Source organism: Ventrimonas faecis (genome assembly GCF_040096075.1).
Classification (GTDB): domain Bacteria; phylum Bacillota; class Clostridia; order Lachnospirales; family Lachnospiraceae; genus Brotaphodocola; species Brotaphodocola faecis.
Genome location: NZ_JBBMFJ010000026.1, coordinates 1 through 19,350, shown reverse-complemented (window position 1 = coordinate 19,350; position 19,350 = coordinate 1). Strand labels below are relative to the sequence as shown.

Sequence of the window (19,350 nt, the reverse complement as noted above, 5' to 3'; positions counted from 1 at the left end):
ATTGAGATACGAAAAGCAGAGCTCATTCTGGCATATATATTTTTTATTGAATTTAAAAGACATAGATAATAGTATGTGATTAAAAAGTTTTTGTAATTAAGTTTCGATAATGCTTGTAAGGTTAAAGTTGGGAGAATCAAAGTTATGTACCAGAAACGACAAATGATGGATAACGGGATAATCCTGTTTGTGGATTTAATCGGAGTAGTGATTAGTGTGGGCATGGCATATTGGCTGCGTTATCATTATATTTTAGGAAGTTATAAACACTTGGATCAGACATGGCAGATTTCAATTATGCTGCTGGTTTCAGTGGCGGCTTTCTTCTTAAACAATTCTGGCTATCATTTTTTTCGACGTGGCTATTTCGATGAGTTTGTGGTAGTGCTGAAGGAAAAACTGCTGTTTTCCGTTATATGGATCTTGATTTTGTACCTTTCTCATCGATCTTCCGATTTATCCAGACTGGTATTTACATATTTTATTGGAATCGATGCAGTTTTTACGTATTTGATTCACATTGGGTTAAAGCAGATTTTACTACGTTTTTATCAAAGAAGTAAATACAGCAACAGACTTTTATTGGTTACGGTAAAGGATCGGGTGGATGATGCAATTCAGAATATTGTATCCTATAACGAATGGAGCAGAATCCTGTGTGGGATTGTTCTTCTGGATGAAGAACCTTCTGAAGTAAGTGAGATAGAAGGAATTCCGGTGGTTTCAGACGCGGATGGTTTCATGGATTATGTTATTCACCATGACGTGGATGAGGTATTCCTCATGGATGATGGTCGTCAGCATGAGGCGTTGATAAAGTCCTGGATTCAGGAATTAGAGACAATGGGAATTGTGGTGGATGTTAATATCGATGTATTTGACCTCGACATTCATGGAAAAAAGGATTTGAACCGTGTTGGAAAATATGCAGTGGTGACATTTGCAAGAAATATTTTTTCTGTACGTCAGATGCTTGCAAAGCGATTACTGGATATTGTGGGAAGTCTGGTGGGAATGGTGATTTTAGCATTGGCCACGGTGGTTGTGGCCCCTGCAATCAAGCTGGAGTCACCGGGACCAGTCTTTTTTGGTCAGACGCGAATTGGGAAAAATGGAAGGAAATTCACGTTTTATAAATTTCGTTCAATGTATCAGGATGCGGAACAACGGAAGAAAGAATTGATGGAGAAAAATGAAGTCCAGGGACTGATGTTCAAGATGAAAGACGATCCACGTATTACAAGGGTTGGAAAGTTTATTCGAAAGACAAGTATTGATGAACTGCCTCAGTTCTGGAATGTGCTGCGAGGTGATATGAGTCTGGTAGGCACCAGACCGCCGACAGTCGATGAGTTTGAGAAATACGAGGCAAAGCATAAGTGCCGTCTGAGTATGACGCCTGGACTGACTGGTTTGTGGCAGATCAGTGGACGCAGTGATATCAAGGATTTCGATGAAGTTGTGAAATTGGATATGCAGTATATCGATAACTGGAGTATTCGAAAAGACATTAAGATATTATTGAAAACAGTTCTTGTTGTTTTGACAGGAAAAGGATCCAGATAAGAAGGGAGAATGATATGAATTCAGTGAATAGCAACAACTACATAAATTATGAGGAGGAAATTGATTTAATTGATTTACTATTTTATCTGCTGCGCAGGTGGCGGCCGATCATATTGGCAGCGCTTTTGTTAGCAGTAATTTTAGGCGCATATAAAGTGACGACTGGTGCTCGGGAACAGCAGAATACGGAGCTGGTTCAAGAGGCAAAAGACCGATATGAGGCAGATAAAGCAGCTTACGAGCAGACGAAAGATGGATATGAGCGTGACATCGCAAGTTTATTGAAATCGATGGCAGCTCAGGATATATATCTGGAAAATTCGGTTTTGATGAAGATTGATCCATTTGCAAAAAGTGTAGCAAGAGCAGATATCGCAGTGAATGTGAATACTACATTGACAGAACCGGAAATATTGATTTCAGATCCTGCAGATGCTTATGTGAAAGCATATGCATCTGCCTTAAAGGCTGGAAGAGATATGAAACAGATTGGAGAAGAACTGGGAATAGAAGCAAATTATATTGATGAATTAATTACTGTGGATTCAGATTATGCAAGCAATACGGTGAGCGTGTCTGTATCGGCAATCGATTCTGGAACAGCAGATAGAATTCTGGAACAGTTGCTGAAGCGGATTCCGGAACAGCAGGCAGAAATCAATGAAAAAATGGGTTCGCATGAGATACAGGTGCTGAACAGAACTACGGATGTTGTGATGGATATGGACCTTGCGGATACTCAGAAAGCGGAGAGTGATCGTTATACCAGTTATCAGAAAGCACTTACAGATAAGGAAAAAACATTGAAGGATTTATCAGAGCCGTCTATGCCGGAATCTATTTCTAAAAAAGTGTTAGTGAAGAATGGAATCAAGTATGCATTGATTGGTGCTATTGCAGGTGTTGTTCTTGTATCAGGATGTTTTGTATTATGTTATATAGTTGGAGGAAAACTGCATACAGCGGAGGAACTGGAACGAAGATATGACATGAAGGTTTTGGGCGTGATTCCATCTGCAGATAAAAAACGTCTGGGTTCCGTAGTAGATCAGTTGATTCGAAAATTGTCAGGGGAAGACAGACGAAAGAGCGAGTCTGAACTTGTAATAAGAAGTTCACTGAGCATCCGAAACCGGATAGAGACTGGAAAGACTGTTTTGATTACCGGAACTGTAGAAAAGGAATATCTGGACGGATTACGAAAACAGTTTGAACAGCAGCTTCCGGAATTACACTGGATATCTGGCGAAGATATGACAGAGTGCGTTGAGACCGTGAAAACATTGAAAGAAAAGGCCGATGGCGTACTTTTAGTAGAGGCAAGAGAAAAAACAAAATGTGTGAAACTGGAGGAAGAAGTGAAAACAGTTCGCGAATTTGGCTGTGAAATTTTGGGAAGTATACTTTTATAAAATAAGCAAGTCTTGTATTATTTAAGTGCCAGAACCTAAGAATGAGAAAGGGCAAACAGAACGAGGTATTAAGGAAATGAATTTAAAATTACAGAACCTATTATTCCCAACAGGAGATAAATTTGAAACACAGTGGAATTTGTTTTATCGTGGAGAGAGAATGCGGTATGATGCAGAACATCATATTCTGTGTATACCGAAGTACCGTGTGGCAGATTTTATGTCTTATTTGAATGCGTTTTCTCTGCATAAGTGGGAGAAATATACAAATCTGCAGGCTGTAAAATTGCACCTTTTGATTCAGGGATCATGTTTAGTGCGTCTTGTGGGCTATACATTAGATGTACACAGCCCTGTAAAACAGGTATTATTTGAACAAAACTATTGCTTGAATGAATGTGCGGAAATTGTTTTGGATTATCCGGAAACAGAGGCTGCTTTACTGGCGTTTGAAATAGAAACAGATTCCGATTGTAAGTTGTTTGGCGGTTGGTATGAGGGAGAATTTTTAGAGAACACTCGAAAAAATGTGAATCTTTCGATTGCCACGACAACATTCAAAAAAGAAGAGTTTATTCAATCAAACTTACAATTGCTGCAAAAAGAATTATTGGACAGCGATGATGAGATAAAAGACCATTTGTGGATTCATGTGATTGATAATGGAAGAACTCTAAAACCAGAACAATGGAATTCTGATAAAATTACGGTTCATCCCAATAAAAATGTGGGTGGTGCCGGTGGATTTACGCGCGGCATGATTGAGTCTATGGAGCAGCCGGAAAACATTACTCATGTTTTATTGATGGACGACGACGTAATAATTTTACCGGAAAGCATACGGAGAATGTATTATTTGCTCCGTATGTTAAAACCTGAATTTGATGAATATTTTGTCAGCGGAGCTATGCTTTGCTATGAAGAGATGAATATTCAGCATGAGGATGTTGGATTTGTTCATGCGAATGGTTCTTATGGACCTCAAAAGGATTTATTAGATCATACGTTGCTGAAAGATATATTGGAATGTGATCAGGAATGGTTGGATCGGCAGCATATGTATGCGGGATGGTGGTTCTGCTGTATTCCAATGCAGATGATTCAAAAAAATGGATTGCCGCTTCCATTATTTATTCGTGGAGATGACGTGGAATTTAGCCTACGAAATCAGGCAAAGTTTATTACCATGAATGGCATTTGCATTTGGCATATGGGATTCACCTATAAGTTTAATGCGTACATGGAGCTATATCAGGTGCATAGAAATAGTCTTATTTTACGGGCTACAAGTGGTGTATGCCAAAACGTGGATTTTATGAATCGTATGACTAAGTTATTCCGTGCGCGGATGTTATCATTAGATTACAATGGGGCAGAGTTGATTTTGGATGCAATCGAGGACTTCTTAAAAGGACCGGAATTTATCATGCAGGATCTCGGTGAACAGATTATGCGGGAAAAGAGTAAGAAGAACGAGAAAATGGTTGATTTGCGGGAATTCTCAGATTTAGATATTGATCTGGATGAAGTATATCAGGATCCGCCAAGAAATTTTTTACGTAAATGGTTGTATCGCATTACTTATAATGGGCATCGTTTTTGTTCGGAAAGCCGCTTGAAAGAAGGTCCGGGAATTGTAGCGTATGACTGGTTCTATTCACCAGAGCATAATTTCTGGTTTAAAAAGCTTTTAGCGGTGAATCCGCATTTAAAAACTGGAAGCATGCGAGTATTTAATAAAGAAAAGTATCGAGAATTGCGAGATAGAAGTAAACTCTTATTTGGCAGATATCAGAAAGAACGAGTAACGATAGAACAAAAATATCGTGATAAGAAAGACGAAATGACTTCTATTTCATTTTGGAAAAATTATTTGGCAACGAAATAAAGATAAACGGGGGAAATATAAATGGATAAAATTGCTGTGTTAATACCTTGCTATAACGAGAGTAAAACAGTAGCAAAAGTAGTTACTGACTGGAAACAGGAATTGCCGGAAGCAGTTATTTATGTGTATGATAACAATTCAAGTGATAATACAGCGGAGTTGGCAGAAGCAGCAGGCGCAGTTGTTCGACATGAGTATCAGCAGGGAAAAGGCAATGTAATCCGTCGAATGTTTCGGGAAATTGATGCAGAGTGTTACATTATGATTGATGGGGATGACACTTACCCGGCAGAGTATGGGCGCCAGATGGCGGATCTTGTATTGCAGAAAAAAACAGATATGGTTGTGGGAGATCGTCTGTCTTCTACATATTTTGAAGAAAACAAGCGACCGTTTCACAATTTTGGAAACAGCCTTGTGAGAGGATCCATCAACCGTTTATTCAGAACAAATATTCGTGACATTATGACTGGCTATAGAGCATTCAGTTATCTGTTTGTAAAAAGTTTTCCGGTTTTATCAAAAGGTTTTGAGATAGAAACGGAAATGAGCATTCATGCAGTAGAAAAGAATATGCGTATTGAAAATGTCATTATTGAATATCGTGATCGTCCAGAAGGAAGCGAGTCAAAATTAAATACCTATTCGGATGGATTAAAGGTGCTGAAGACTATTTTTCGGTTATACAAAAACTATAGACCAATGGGATTCTTTGGCGGTATGGCAGCGATTATGACGGTTGTTGCAGTAGGATTATTTATCCCAATTTTAATGAAATATATTCATACAGGATTGGTACCTAATTTCCCAACATTGATTGTTTGCGGTTTTATTGAGATGGCAGCAATTATATCATTCTTTGCTGGTTTGATTTTAGCAACGATTGTAGAAAAAGATCGTCAGCAGTTTGAGTTTAGGTTGAACATGATCGACGCACAGTTTAAACAATTTTTAAAATAATTTGGAGTTATGGTTAATTATGGTAGGAAAAAACATACTTAAGGTGCTAATTAAGATATTTTTGATTACTGTTATATTAGAGATAATAGTATTTAATTTCCGGCATTGGGAATCTATATCTTTTCCGCAACTTAAAAAGCCGCTCGTACGTGTGGAACAGGGAATAGAGCCAATCGGGAAGAATCAATATAAGGTGGTAAATACTGACGAAGCGTATCTGGATTTGGTTGGTGTACGTGGAAACTTTAAAAATTTATATTTTAATTGCCAACCAGAAACCGGAATTATAACAAATGTAACCATTATGGCAGATGATGCAGCGAATAGCGCGGGTTTGAATCTTGGTGACGAAGTGATTGTTTCCACTGTGTCGAGAAGTAATTTTTTGAGATTACACTTAAATGGAGTTTCGAATTATATCCGAATCAAGATTAATGAACAAAATGGTTTTTCTTTTTTTCTGGATGATCCAGAAATTAATATAGTTGTACCAATGTCCATTTCATGGATTCGCATGTGTGTGGTATTTTTATTACTAGTATTAATTAAAACTTTTTCACCAAATTCAGTTGTTTATGCTGAGCGTATGACGATAGATAAAATATGGAAAAAATGTGGATTAATCATTTTTATCGGATTGCATATAGTTTCTATATTGTTCATAAGTCAGTTGATATTACCTAATAAAACAATGCAGGATACAATAGATAATGGTAGTTGGCCAGCATATGGTCAATATAATGAGCTTGCAGATGCGTTGGAAAAAGGTCAGGTCTTTCTTGATCGGAAGCCGCCAAAGTCGTTAGAAAATGCAACCAATCCATATGATGGAGCTATTCGCTGGAATTGTGTGGTAACTGAAGGAAATGAACATTTTGATATAGATTATGCGTATTTTGAGGGACGTTATTATAGTTATTTTGGTCCGGTTCCTGCAATACTTTTCTTTATTCCATATAAACTTATTACGGGGTCTCAATGTCGCACATGGGATGTAGTGACGTTGTGTACGATATTGTTTTGTTTGGCTTCTTTTGGTTTGATTTATGTTATTGGAAAAAGATATTTTAGTAATCTTAGTTATGGAATATATTTATTGATGTCGTCTTTCTATTTTTGGGGAGGAGCTGTAGTTTATTTAGTGTATACAGGGAATGTGTATTCTCTTCCTATCATAAGTAGTTTATTGTTTGGAACATTAGGATTGACAATGTGGATCGCGGCTAGAAAAGATGGATATTTACGAAAGCGATATTTATTAATAGGATCTTTTTTGATTGCTTTGATTATAGGAAGCAGACCGCAGCTTGCAATAATATTATTTTTGGCATTTCCAATCTTTGGAAAGGAAATTATAGAAGAACGAGAGTTTTTTTCAAAAAAAGGTGTTATAAACACTTTGCTGGTCATTATCCCATTTCTTATAATTGGTTGTTCGATGATGTGGTATAATTATGCAAGATTTCATTCACCATTTGATTTTGGTGCAAACTATAACTTAACAAGCAACGATATGACTCATCGAGGATTTATATTTGATCGTTTCTTTTTAGGTGTATTTTGTTATTTATTGCAGCCGTTAAATATTTCACCCAAATATCCGTTTATGCACATTGTTAATACTTCGAATGATTATTTAGGATTCACGAATATTGAATTTCTATTCGGAGGTTTTTTTGCAATAAATACACTTGCTTTGTGCTGTTTGTTGGTTTTTAAAATGAAAAAAAAATTGAAAGAACATGGAATTTATGCAATAAGTGTAGCTAGTATGGTTATGGCTATCGTGATTATGCTATTAGATATTCAAATGGCTGGGCTAACGCAACGATATATGAGTGATTTTGGCTGGCTAATCATTTTGAGCGCGATAATTCCGATTTTTATGTTGGAAGAAATTGCTAAAGAGCATAAATTACAGAAAGCGTTTTGGCAGATATTAAGCATGCTGACTGGAGTGTGCGTGTGCTTAAATTTGTGGACACTTTTAATACCAGAACGGTATTTTAGTTTGCTTAGTATCCGTCCGACGTTGTTTTATGTTATAAAATATCTCTTATTTTTTTGAGTAAGGTAAATGAAATTTATGAACCACGAAATTAAAGAAAAATATAAGGAAATTATTCGTTATTTAATTGTTGGTGTATTAACAACAGTTGTAAGTCTTGGTGTTTACTATATGTGTGTATCAACTTTTTTAACACCAAAAAGTGCGGTACAATTACAGCTGGCGAATATTTTTTCATGGGTCGCAGCAGTAACATTCGCATATATTATGAGTCGCTTTTTTGTGTTTCAGAGTAAAAGGAAAAATTGGATACGAGAAGCATTGTCATTTTATTCATCAAGAGTTTTGACATTATTTATGGATATGTCAATTATGTTTGTTATGGTAACGCTATGTGGTTTGAATGATAAACTGGCAAAGTTAGTGGTTCAAGTGGTAGTAACTGTGGTGAACTATATATTTAGCAAATTATTTGTATTTCGGAATTATTAAAGTTTATTGTTCATATAAGAGGAAAAGAAAAATGTCTATTCAAACGAAAAAATCTAAAAGAGATAGTTCGGTTGAAGTTTACCGAATGGTGGGATGTTTGATTGTAGTTGCATTGCATGCATGGACGTGTATTTTTGGTACAGGAATAAGAAATATAAGCGGTGCTTACATTTCAAGTTGTCTGGCAGATGGAGTTGCAATTTTTTGGTTAATTGCCGGTTTTTTCCTGTATAGAAACTTCAGTTATAGAAGGGTTCTAAAAAGGACGCTGAAGACAATTATCGTACCTATGTTTATTGTGAGTTTTCTAAGTTTCTTTTTAATTAACAATTACTTGTTAAATGATGTTTTTTCGGTACAGATTCATAAAAAAGAAGATTTCGCAATTCTCGCTAGGGGGGTATTGGGGTGGAATAATGCAATTAATGGATTGGGTCATTTTTGGTATTTGTATGTATATATTTTAGTGATGATACTTTCACCAGTGATATACGCTTTTATTTCGTATTTGGAAGAAAGTAAACAAAGAGAAATACATTTTTGTATAATATCATTGTTGCTTCTTGTTTGGAATGATTGTTCTAATAATCAGTTCGGCATGTTTGGACATCATGCATTTGCTGCTCTGTTTCCTGCTGCAATAGAAATAGTGTGGGGGCATTTGATATATAAATATAAAGAAAAAATTGTGAAAAAAAGTTATATAGTACTTTCATTAGTGGCTTTTTTATTTGTAAATGGTATTAGAATGTTGATTCAGCTGTCTAGATATAATACCATAGATGATTCAGCATGTAATATTTTATATTGGTACAGTTCTATTGGGGTAATAAGTGCAAGTATGATGGCAATATTTTGCTTTTCGTTAGCATCTAATTATCTTAGAAAATGGGATAGAGCATTATGTAAAGTGGCATCGTATTCATTTGGAATTTACCTTATACATCCGATAGTTATTTCTTTTTTGGAGAAATTCACAATTCTTGATCAGTTAGCAGAGTTGACATTACGTTTATTTCCGCATATTACAGGAAAATTGGCTTACGTTATGAGTGCGACGTTAATTGTAACCATATCAAGCATAATAGTATGTGCTGTAGGCACTTTTGGGAAAAATATGTTGGATAATGGATGTGGATTTTTTATAAGACGTTTCAGAACGAAAATTTAACTGTACGGAAATTAAAAGGTTATATTTCATTTTATAAGAATGGAGAAGACAAAGCACCGAATGTTATAATGAGCTAGACGCTCCATCGAACTGTCATTTTCGATGGAGCGTCTACATACTGCCAGATAGACTATGCAGGGAGTTTATCGTAAATTTCCTTGGTTTGTCTAAAAATGAGTATCATGACTTTATTTGAGAAGCAGAGTGGCTGTTTTTGAAACAAAACCATGATAGGGAAAGAAGATTGCTAAGAAAAATATTTCGTAAAGTAATACAATACAGAGGAAAAGAGGACTTTTTTATTGGAACGTAGCAGTTATTTAAGATTGGCATTGATGTTTGGGGAAAATAAAGCAAGTACATTCAATAAAAACTTGGAAAAAATGATAGCACTTGTTTTGTTTGATAAATACAATACGGGGTTGACAATTACCGATATTATTGCGGATATCAGGGATAAATATGCACTTGATTTTTCGGATTCCGAAATAATTGGGACTATTTATAATAAAAATCAGAATAGGATTATTCAGATCAATGAAACGAGAGATGAAGTGCTTAAGGCATATTCTATAACCCCCGAAGAATATGAAAAAATCAGAAAGAAAACAGATGACTCCTCGATTAGAAAAATCGTGGAACTGTTTTTAAAGGAGCATGAAGAACTTGATATTTCGGAAAAGGCATTTTGTGATTTGCTGGTAAAATATCTTTATGATGTGTTCAATTCCAATGCCGAAACAATACAGGCCCTGATGAATGGCGAACATCTGGGGATGAAAGCGGCAAATTGTGATTATTCTACGGATGAGAAGAAGATTTTAAATGCATTTATTTACTGGGATAATCTGGACAAGAACCGTTGTGTTTATCAGTTGATTTCGTGTTGTTTTGATTATTGTATGATGACAGTACGCAAAGATAAGACTGTTTATCAAACCATTTTTAATCAGAAGAAATTTTATCTTGACACAAATATTGTATTCCGGCTGATAGGATTAAATAATGAAAAACGGAAACTGGTAATTGATGCGTTTATTTTGAAATGCAAGGAAACTGGAGTTGAGATATTATATTCAAATCACACAAGAAGTGAATTAAACGATACCATTCGTTATTATGTTGGTCAGATCAAAGCATTGTTGGCAGATTCAGCGCCGCTTTCGGTTCGTGCGATATCGTGTCTGGATGATAGAATGAGCAACAGTGCTTTTTACGAACAGTATGTGGAATGGACGAAAGATCCTGTTAACAGAACCAGCGATTACAGTTCCTTTGAACGGGATTTACGAATGCGGACATCCAAAATTTTATCCCGATTCAAACAAGTCACATTCGATGATTATTCCGGTCGGAACAAAAAGGAATACGCGGAACAGTTCGAATCGTTAAAGCAGTACAAAATTGAACATAGAAGAAATACCTATGATCCTTCCATAAAGGCGGATATTAATAATTATCTGTACATACAGGAACGGAACAGAGAAAAAAAGGGAGAAAACTTCTTTGCGACAGATCACTATCTGATCACAGCGGATCACGCTTTCTCTGGATGGGAAAGAGAAAAACGACCGGGAGCAATTCCTACCGTTGTTCTGCCGAGTGTATGGTATTCGATTATTCTTCAGTATGCGGGCAGAACAACAGCAGATGATTACTCTGCTTTTACAAGATTTCTGAATTTTAGTTTTTCAGAGAATGAGCCTGCCGATGCAAGAAAAATGGAAATATTGAAGTCGGTTATTGCATTACAGGAACCGGTTGATATGAAAGAAACGATTATTTTTGATATAGCGGAGAAACTGCAGCATGACTATAAAGATTTAAATTCCGAACAAATCGTGGAAATTTCACATCAGTATGTGATCAATCAGATTTTAGCTGAGGAAAATGAAAAAGCAAAACGGGAAACTGCAGCTGCAGTAGAGGCGGAAAAGGATAAGGCAGACGCGCAGGTAAATGCCTTAATGAATGAAAATGCATACCTTGAGCAACAATTAAAAGAAAGCATTGAAAAAACGAAGGCGGAACAAAGGCAGAAATATATCGATTCAGAAACAGATATAAGAACAAAACGCCGACTAAAAATATATGGTGTGGTTACGGGCGGTTTGGTCATAGGATTTCTGGCACTGATATTGATAACAGGGAAATGGGTGTTTTCAGTCAATGAGGTTACAGAGAAAGTGCAAATACGCTATGATTATATTAAGTATCTGTTGGATGTGTTATATGTAGTCGTTTCTGTTGTGATTGTATCATTTTGCTTTAAAGGACTCAATGAGGATAAGATTAGAGCTTCTGTTCGAAAGAAACTGGAGAAAGAATGGAAAGAATAAGTGATGCCTACAGTGTATAGAGGCTGTCATGAGCAGAAAGGAATAAGTGTGAAACTATCATTAAAAAATATTGCAAAAGTGGAGCAGGCTGACATTGAAATCAATGGAATCACGGTAATTGCCGGTGAAAATAATACAGGAAAGAGCACTGTGGGAAGAGCTTTGTTTGCAGTGTTCAATAGCTTTTACGATATTGAAAATCAGGTAAAACAGCAGCGCGCGGATAGTGTTGAAAATTTACTGGATCGGTTATATTTCATTTATAATTCGGGAATAAATGGCATGCAGAGATGGAATACGGCCGATATGGCGTTGGATATCCTTCTGCATCATACGAACGATGTGAAAGACTATTTGCTTTCATACCTGGGTGACATGGATTTTTCAGAACAAACTCTGGAAAAAACGGTTGCATCGATAGAACGTGTGTTGAAAGTGAAGGATTCTGATTTTTACAGTGCGGTCTTGGACAAACGAATTACAGCGGAGTTTGATGACCAGGTGTGTAATCTTTATTCGGAACAGACCGGAGAAATATGCTTGAACATAAAAGGGGAAAAGATAACCGTACATTTAACGCCAGATGCGGAAACAAAAGTTAAGCTATCTGATGAATTATCATTGAATACGGAAGCAATTTATCTGGATGATCCGTTTGTTTTGGACGAACCGAGAGCTGTTTTGGGTATTTTTTCATCCCGTTATTCAGACCATAGAAATCATCTGCGCAGAAAACTTTTTTCTCCTGCTAAAAAGGAAAATCTTGTAGATGAGATTATCGCAAAAGATAAATTGAATGAGATTTATAATAAATTGTCATCCGTTTTTGTGGGGGAAATCGTCAGGGGTAAACGTTCTGAGGTAGGTTATAGGAAACCTGATTCTGATAAAGTTCTCAGTGTTCATAACTTGTCGATGGGATTGAAAACGTTTGTTATTTTAAAACTGCTCCTGGAAAAGGGCGTGATAGAACAGAATGGAGTTGTGATTCTGGATGAGCCGGAGATTCATTTACATCCGGAATGGCAGCTGTTGTTTGCAGAATTGATCGTGCTAATTCAGAGAGAGTTTGAAATTCATGTTTTATTGAATACGCATAGTCCATATTTTTTGAATGCAATTGAAGTTTATTCTGCAAAGTACGGGATTGCGGCTCAATGTAAATACTATCTTTCTTCTTCGGACGGAGTGGCGGCCAGAATAGAAGACGTTACAAACTGTATCGAGAAAATTTACGGCAAATTGGCGAAGCCGTTGCAGACGTTGGAAAACGAGAGAGGTCGCCTGTGATGAATTTAAACGATTATACACTTTTTCGGGATAACAAGACAACATTGAAGGAGACATCGAAGGACGATAGTGATAAAATGAATGTGCAATATCTAACAGAATCCAATTTGAGTGTGGTTGATTTTGACAGAGTGAAAACATGCTATGCGAATCATTATGGATGCTCTGAAGAGGCTGTGGCTTCGGTAGATGCACTGACAGTGTGGAAAAATAAGATTGCGTTTGTTGAATTTAAGAATGGAACAGTGAATAATCGTAAGATCAAAGACAAGCTTCGGGACAGTCTCTTGATTTTTGGAGATATTACCGGAAGTACGGTGCTTACAGCAAGAGAAAATGCTGTGTTTATTGTAGTGTATAATCAGGAAAAGAACCCGCTTCCAAATCAGCAGAAAAAAGAAAAAACACAGGATTCTGTTTCCAGAAATAAAATTGGAGATTATATAGCAGGCAAAGCGAACAAAGAACTGATTTTATTTGATTTGGAACGCTATATGGGATTGTATTTTCGGGAAGTCCATACATATACACAGGAACAGTTCGCGGATTATTTGCGTTTATAAAATAATACTGTCCTGTGGCAGACTGTGGTAGGCGTACATTGCATGCTATTTTTCCGTGAATTGTTTGATTGAAACGATAAAGGGCTAGTAGATAAGATGATATAAATAAAATATTGGTGGAGGAGAACACAAATGAAGAACGTAACACTGGTTGTCATGGCAGCAGGAATTGGCAGCCGTTTTGGCGGCGGCATCAAGCAGCTGGAGCCGGTCGGCCCGAATGGTGAGATCATCATGGATTATTCTATCCATGATGCCTTAGAGGCAGGCTGCAACAAAGTGGTTTTCATTATCCGCAAGGATATCGAAGAGGATTTTAAGGAGATTATTGGAAAGCGGATTGAGAAACTGGTGTCGGTAGAATATGCATACCAGTCAGTAGATGAGCTTCCGGGAGGCCGCAGGAATACCTGGGGCAGAACGAAGCCGTGGGGAACTGGGCAGGCGGTTCTGTGTGTCAGGGATCTGTTGAAGGAACCGTTTATTGTGATCAATGCGGATGACTATTACGGAAAAGAGGCCTTCGTAAAGCTCTATAATTATATGACCACGGAAATGGATACAGAAAATCCGGTTTATGATATCTGCATGGCCGGGTTCATCCTTTCCAATACGTTGAGTGATAATGGCGGTGTGACCCGTGGCGTCTGCTCTGTGGACGCAAATGGCTATTTACAGCGTGTAACAGAGACTTACGAGATTCAGATGAAGGCTGGTGTGCTGACAGCCTGTGATGAGCAGAAACAGCCGGTTTCCGTGAGTGAAGACCAGCATGTATCCATGAACATGTGGGGGCTGCCGCCGAGATTTCTGGAGATGCTGGAGGATGGGTTTGCCGGATTTCTGGATAGCCTTGGGGACGATGCCATGAAGGCAGAGTATCTGCTTCCGAAGATCATTGATAAGCTTCTGGCAGAACAGAAAGCCCGTGTGAAGGTTCTGGAGACCGGAGACCGCTGGTTTGGTGTTACCTATAAAGAGGACAAGCAGGTTGTGGTGGATTCCATTCAGGCGCTGATTCAGCAAGGCGTTTATAAGGAAAAATTATTTTAAGCAGGAGGATATGACAATGTACGATTATCTGGTAGTAGGAGCCGGCCTTTACGGCGCGGTATTTGCGCATGAGGCAAAGAAACATGGAAAGTCTGTTCTGGTGATTGATAAGCGCCCAAATATTGCAGGCAATGTTTATACCGAGGATGTGGAAAAAATCCACGTGCACAAGTATGGCGCACATATTTTCCATACCAATAACCGCAAGGTCTGGGAGTATGTGAACCAGTTTGCAGAGTTCAACCGTTTTACAAACTCTCCGGTAGCAAATTATCATGGGGAGTTATATTCTCTGCCGTTCAATATGTATACCTTCAATAAGATGTGGGGCGTTGTGACGCCGGAAGAGGCTGCTGCGAAGATTGAGGAGCAGAAAAAGGCTGCAGGCATTACCGAGCCGAAGAACCTGGAAGAGCAGGCTATCAGTCTGATTGGTACCGATATTTATGAGAAGCTGGTAAAAGGCTACACGGAGAAGCAGTGGGGCAGACCATGTTCCGAGCTTCCGGCATTTATCATCAAGCGTCTGCCGGTTCGCCTTACCTTTGATAACAACTATTTTAATGCGTTATATCAGGGTATTCCGATGGGGGGCTACACGAAGATGGTTGCCAATATGCTGGAGGGCATTGAGGTGAAGCTTGGTGTGGATTATCTGGCCGAAAAGGAAGCTTACGACAAGCTGGCTGAGAAGGTCATCTATACCGGAGCAATTGACGCATACTTTGATTTTAAGCTTGGCGCATTGGAGTACCGCTCCGTACGCTTTGAGACAGAACTTTTGGACAAGCCGAATTTCCAGGGAAATGCGGCTGTAAACTATACCGACGCAGAGACGCCGTGGACCCGTATCATTGAGCATAAGTGGTTTGAGTTCGGCAAGGATGACGAGGGCAATGAGATTCCGAAGACGGTGATCAGTCGTGAGTACAGCTCCGAGTGGAAGCCGGGAGATGAGCCGTATTATCCGGTCAATGATGAGAAGAACGGAAATCTCTATGCAGAATACAAAAAGCTGGCAGAGCAGGAAAAGAAGATCGTATTCGGCGGTCGCCTGGGTGAGTATAAGTATTATGATATGGATGCAGTGATTGCCTCCGCATTGGATATGTGCGATAAGGAACTGGCCTGATTACAGCTGTTTTTTCAAGGTATATTACATTTTTTTAACATTTATCTTAGTGTAAAGTCATAAAATCTTCACTTTTCAGATAGTTGTAGAGAACTTTGATTTATGGTATGCTTCTATATGTTAAGAAAAGTATATGACGAAAAGTTTCATTGACGATCATGAAAAGGAAAATTACATTGGAGGTAAATTCAATATGAGAAAGAAAGCACTTGGTATTGCGGCAGTTGCAGCTGCTATGACCTTATCTACCGGTATCACCGCATTTGCAGCAGGCTGGGTAACAGAGAGCACCCCATACGGTGACAAGCAGAAATATGTATACGATAATGGCAACTGGCCGTCTGGCAACTGGTTTACCGATCCGGATACCCAGCTGGTTTATCACCTGGATCCGGATGGCTACCGCATGACAGATACTACGGTAGATGGCTACTGGCTGAATTCCGAGGGAGTGCGTCAGGAAAAGTCCCAGGAAGATATCGATCGTGAGAACAGAGAAGCGGCAAAGAAGGCAAGCAAGCCGAATCCGGGTAAGACCGTTGCAGCAGCAAAGGTTGCAGCATCTGAAGCAAAAGATAAGAATGCGGCAGTCAGCACAACCCGCAGAAGCTACATTTCTGAGTTAAAGGTGATCATCAACAAGATTACGAAGACACTTGCTGCAGCACGTACAGATAACTCTGTGCAGATTCTGACCACTGAGGATAATCTGGAAGTATCCCGTACCTTCCACGACAGCAATTCCGGAGATTTTTATAAATTCAGCATGTGGAACAGTGCGAAAGATAAGGCAAACGCAGTAGATCTTGTTTATGTCTATGATGCAGCTCCGGAGGCAGACCGTAACCTCTATAACACTGCATATGAGCAGAGCGTAGTTGCAGCATTGGGCGACACGGAAGGTAAGGCAGTGACCGATTATGTACAGGGACAGCGCGAACAGGGCGTTACCAATCTGACCCGTGAAGGCAAGACCGACAGCGGCAACAGCTATTCTCTGACCTATAAGAACAATAAGATTCAGATCAGCGTAACCTGCAGCGAGGTAACGGAGGATGATCAGACAGAGGAAGCATCTACTGAAACCGCAGCAAAAGAAGAAGCAGCTCCGGTAGTAACCTCTAAGACTATTACCGTGGGTGCAGCTGCGACAACAGCAGAGGAGAATACAGAGGCAGCAGCTGAGTAGTAATTGAAAAGAATAATTGAAAATGAAAAATCTGGCCGACAGAGTTCATGCTCTGTCGGCCAGATTTTTAGTAAACGCACTATAGTAAGTACATGTTTTTCTGATTCATTTTCTGTAATAATTTACCACGGATTTCTGTTATACTTCTTCTATGAAGAAAGGCGGATATCATGTGTAAAAAATTCACTCCAGATGAACGGAACAAGATGGATCATGAAACCAAGAATGATGTCATCTACCAGATGCAGGACCGGATTGACTGGTTGGAACAGAACTATGAAAACCTCGTAGAGCAGGTCCGGCTAGCAAATCAGCAACGTTTTGGCCGTCATACGGAAAAACTGGATGATATCGCCGGACAGCTTTCTTTTTTTAATGAGGCTGAAGCTAACTACGATGAAAAAGTCAAAGAGCCAACTGTGGAAGAGGTTATTGACTCAACCAGAAAAATGCCGCGAAAGCCTAAGAAAAAAGGTCAGCGCGAAGAAGAGCGTGAAGAAGATCTGAAGGATTTTTCACAGGAAGTAATTCCTCATGATATACTGGAACAGGAACTGAATGAAGCTTTCGGTGAAGGAAACTGGAAAAGTATGCCGGATGAGATTTTCTGGCAGCTTCGTTTCGAACCGGCCAAATGGACTGCGGAAAAACATATCATAAAAGTGTATGTTGGAACAGATGGTGCCCATCAGGATGAATTTCTCCGTGGCGATCATCCGAAACGATGTTCCGGAGAAGTATTGCAACTCCTTCTCTTGAAGCCGCAATCATCAATGCCAAGTATGTAAACAGCAATCCGCTTGACTGCATTTCCAGAGACTTCCAGGCAAACGGCCTGAATCTGTCCAAACAGACGATGTCAAACTGGATGGTGTGGACGGCTGAACGCTATTTATTACCAATCTATATGTGGGTTCACATCACCGGAGAGTTAAGTCCGGTACCGCCGATTATTGTGTATGAATACCAGAAGATGCGGCACAGTGATCATCCGAAAGCGTACTATAAGGACTTTGACGGTGTTCTTATGACAGATGGCCTGGAACAGTATCATAAGCTGGAACGGGATCTGACCGGTGTAAAAAATGCGAACTGCATGGCTCACGCAAGATGTCACTTTGCAAATGCGATTAAGGCGATTGGAAAAAGCAATCCGAAAGCAGTCGAGTCATCTGTTGCGTATAAAGCACTTGTAAGAATCGGCGCTATTTATGATCTGGAAGGAGCTTTGAAGGAGCTGACTCCAGAAGAGCGCTTAAAAGAGCGGCAGGCTTCCATCAAGCCTCTGGTTGAAGAATTCTTTTTCTGGCTCCGAAAGATACAGGCAGACCGCTCGGGCAAATGGCCTGAATGTTTACTACTACATGAAGCATTTGCTGACAGAACTGACGCAGGTTGTTCGTGCCGATGGAAGCATAGATGAAAAAGATTTAGAACCACTCATGCCGTGGTCAAAAGACCTTCCGGCTGAATGTTACAAGCGCCGCAAATAAGCGGCGCTGTATTTGGCGTGGAGCGAAGGATTTGACTTTACTTAGTGAGCGCTGATTGGCATATTCTTAACATCCAAGGAGTGAGTGTATAGTTGTTTCAAGCAATTTAATATCTTCAGGGATAGATTTTTTAATTGTTCGAATAACATCTATTCGTACTTGCGCCTCATTAAGATTCAATTGCTTGGCAAGATAGTGAAATTCATTATGCTTACCTGCACTGAGTGCTTGCTCAATAGAATTTTCAAATTCAAAATCTGTTTGCCAGAGTAGCGCCAATTCATGCTGTGAATTTTTGTTATCTCTTAGAAGCTCAAGCAAATATTGTTCAGGCCGAGTATCCCCTGGTAAATAATTTAATCGTTTTTGAATCCATTCGTTAAAATTATCGTTGATACGTCCTTCGAGCCTATGAAACTTTTTCTGTAAAATAACCTAAGTAAGGTCCTTCTATGATACAATAAATATCATTAGGAGGGCCTTTTACTATGGCAAAAGAAAAGAAACCAGTTCACAGAGTTGAAATGACTGAAGGAAAAAGGAACATCATCCGCCAGCTTCTCGAAGAATACGATATCGAGACCGCAGAAGATATCCAGGATGCACTCAAAGATCTTCTGGGCGGCACCATTAAAGAAATGATGGAGGCTGAAATGGATGACCATCTTGGATATGAGAAATCCCAGCGTTCTGACAATGACGATTATCGTAACGGTTATAAACGCAAGCAGGTAAACAGCCGATATGGCTCTATGGAAATCGAGGTCCCACAGGATCGGAAATCGACCTTTGAA

At 38.9% G+C, this 19,350-nt stretch carries 18 protein-coding genes; 17 read left to right on the top strand and 1 reads right to left on the bottom strand.

Going from position 1 to position 19,350, the window contains the following annotated elements; genetic code table 11:
* The first annotated feature begins 144 nt into the window (after positions 1-144).
* From WMO41_RS11875 to WMO41_RS15920, 16 genes are all read left to right on the top strand, one after another.
* Positions 145-1,566, top strand: coding sequence for a sugar transferase (locus WMO41_RS11875; RefSeq protein WP_349229926.1), 1,422 nt, complete (start codon positions 145-147; stop codon positions 1,564-1,566).
* A 14-nt stretch (positions 1,567-1,580) separates the two neighbouring features.
* Positions 1,581-2,978, top strand: a complete 1,398-nt coding sequence (locus tag WMO41_RS11870) for a hypothetical protein (protein ID WP_349229925.1) — start codon at positions 1,581-1,583, stop codon at positions 2,976-2,978.
* 76 nt (positions 2,979-3,054) lie between these two features.
* Positions 3,055-4,866: a glycosyltransferase family protein gene (locus WMO41_RS11865; protein WP_349229924.1), complete on the top strand. Its 1,812-nt coding sequence runs from the start codon at positions 3,055-3,057 to the stop codon at positions 4,864-4,866.
* A gap of 21 nt (positions 4,867-4,887) precedes the next feature.
* Positions 4,888-5,826, top strand: a complete 939-nt coding sequence (locus tag WMO41_RS11860) for a glycosyltransferase family 2 protein (RefSeq protein ID WP_118721265.1) — start codon at positions 4,888-4,890, stop codon at positions 5,824-5,826.
* A 19-nt stretch (positions 5,827-5,845) separates the two neighbouring features.
* The gene (locus WMO41_RS11855) at positions 5,846-7,894 is read left to right on the top strand and encodes a hypothetical protein (RefSeq protein WP_349229923.1); all 2,049 of its coding nucleotides are present in this window, start codon (positions 5,846-5,848) and stop codon (positions 7,892-7,894) included.
* A gap of 18 nt (positions 7,895-7,912) precedes the next feature.
* Entirely contained in the window at positions 7,913-8,326 is a 414-nt protein-coding gene (locus tag WMO41_RS11850) for a GtrA family protein (protein WP_349229922.1), read from the top strand.
* Positions 8,327-8,357: 31 nt separating this feature from the next.
* Positions 8,358-9,497 (top strand): acyltransferase family protein, encoded by a 1,140-nt coding sequence (locus WMO41_RS11845; protein ID WP_349229921.1) that lies wholly within the window; start codon positions 8,358-8,360, stop codon positions 9,495-9,497.
* Between the two features lie 302 nt (positions 9,498-9,799).
* Positions 9,800-11,836, top strand: coding sequence for a hypothetical protein (locus tag WMO41_RS11840; protein WP_349229920.1), 2,037 nt, complete (start codon positions 9,800-9,802; stop codon positions 11,834-11,836).
* A gap of 3 nt (positions 11,837-11,839) precedes the next feature.
* On the top strand, positions 11,840-13,126 hold the full coding sequence (locus WMO41_RS11835) for an ATP-binding protein (protein ID WP_349229919.1): 1,287 nt from the start codon (positions 11,840-11,842) through the stop codon (positions 13,124-13,126).
* Positions 13,126-13,689 carry a hypothetical protein gene (locus WMO41_RS11830; protein WP_349229918.1) on the top strand — a complete coding sequence of 188 codons (564 nt, stop codon included), beginning with the start codon at positions 13,126-13,128 and terminating at the stop codon, positions 13,687-13,689. Before WMO41_RS11835 ends, WMO41_RS11830 begins: the two co-directional genes overlap by 1 nt.
* 132 nt (positions 13,690-13,821) lie before the next feature.
* Positions 13,822-14,742, top strand: coding sequence for a nucleotidyltransferase family protein (locus tag WMO41_RS11825; RefSeq protein WP_349229917.1), 921 nt, complete (start codon positions 13,822-13,824; stop codon positions 14,740-14,742).
* Between the two features lie 16 nt (positions 14,743-14,758).
* A complete protein-coding gene (glf, locus tag WMO41_RS11820) occupies positions 14,759-15,874 on the top strand; it encodes a UDP-galactopyranose mutase (RefSeq protein ID WP_349229916.1) in 1,116 nt (371 codons plus the stop codon).
* A 193-nt stretch (positions 15,875-16,067) separates the two neighbouring features.
* A complete protein-coding gene (locus WMO41_RS11815; RefSeq protein WP_349229915.1) occupies positions 16,068-17,063 on the top strand; it encodes a hypothetical protein in 996 nt (331 codons plus the stop codon).
* Positions 17,064-17,233: 170 nt separating this feature from the next.
* Complete coding sequence (locus WMO41_RS11810) at positions 17,234-17,851, top strand: IS66 family transposase (protein WP_349229914.1); 618 nt, start codon at positions 17,234-17,236, stop codon at positions 17,849-17,851.
* Positions 17,788-18,486 (top strand): IS66 family transposase, encoded by a 699-nt coding sequence (locus tag WMO41_RS11805; RefSeq protein WP_349229913.1) that lies wholly within the window; start codon positions 17,788-17,790, stop codon positions 18,484-18,486. The genes WMO41_RS11810 and WMO41_RS11805 overlap by 64 nt, the downstream gene beginning before the upstream one ends.
* The gene (locus WMO41_RS15920; protein WP_350340424.1) at positions 18,428-18,556 is read left to right on the top strand and encodes a hypothetical protein; all 129 of its coding nucleotides are present in this window, start codon (positions 18,428-18,430) and stop codon (positions 18,554-18,556) included. The genes WMO41_RS11805 and WMO41_RS15920 overlap by 59 nt, the downstream gene beginning before the upstream one ends.
* 66 nt (positions 18,557-18,622) lie before the next feature.
* Here WMO41_RS15920 and WMO41_RS11800 read toward each other — a convergent pair whose 3' ends face one another.
* Positions 18,623-18,877: a hypothetical protein gene (locus tag WMO41_RS11800; protein WP_349229912.1), complete on the bottom strand. Its 255-nt coding sequence runs from the start codon at positions 18,875-18,877 to the stop codon at positions 18,623-18,625.
* Positions 18,878-19,044: 167 nt separating this feature from the next.
* Between WMO41_RS11800 and WMO41_RS11795 the strand changes: the two genes are divergently transcribed.
* The coding region (locus tag WMO41_RS11795) for a transposase (protein WP_349229911.1) at positions 19,045-19,350 on the top strand (306 nt) is incomplete at its 3' end.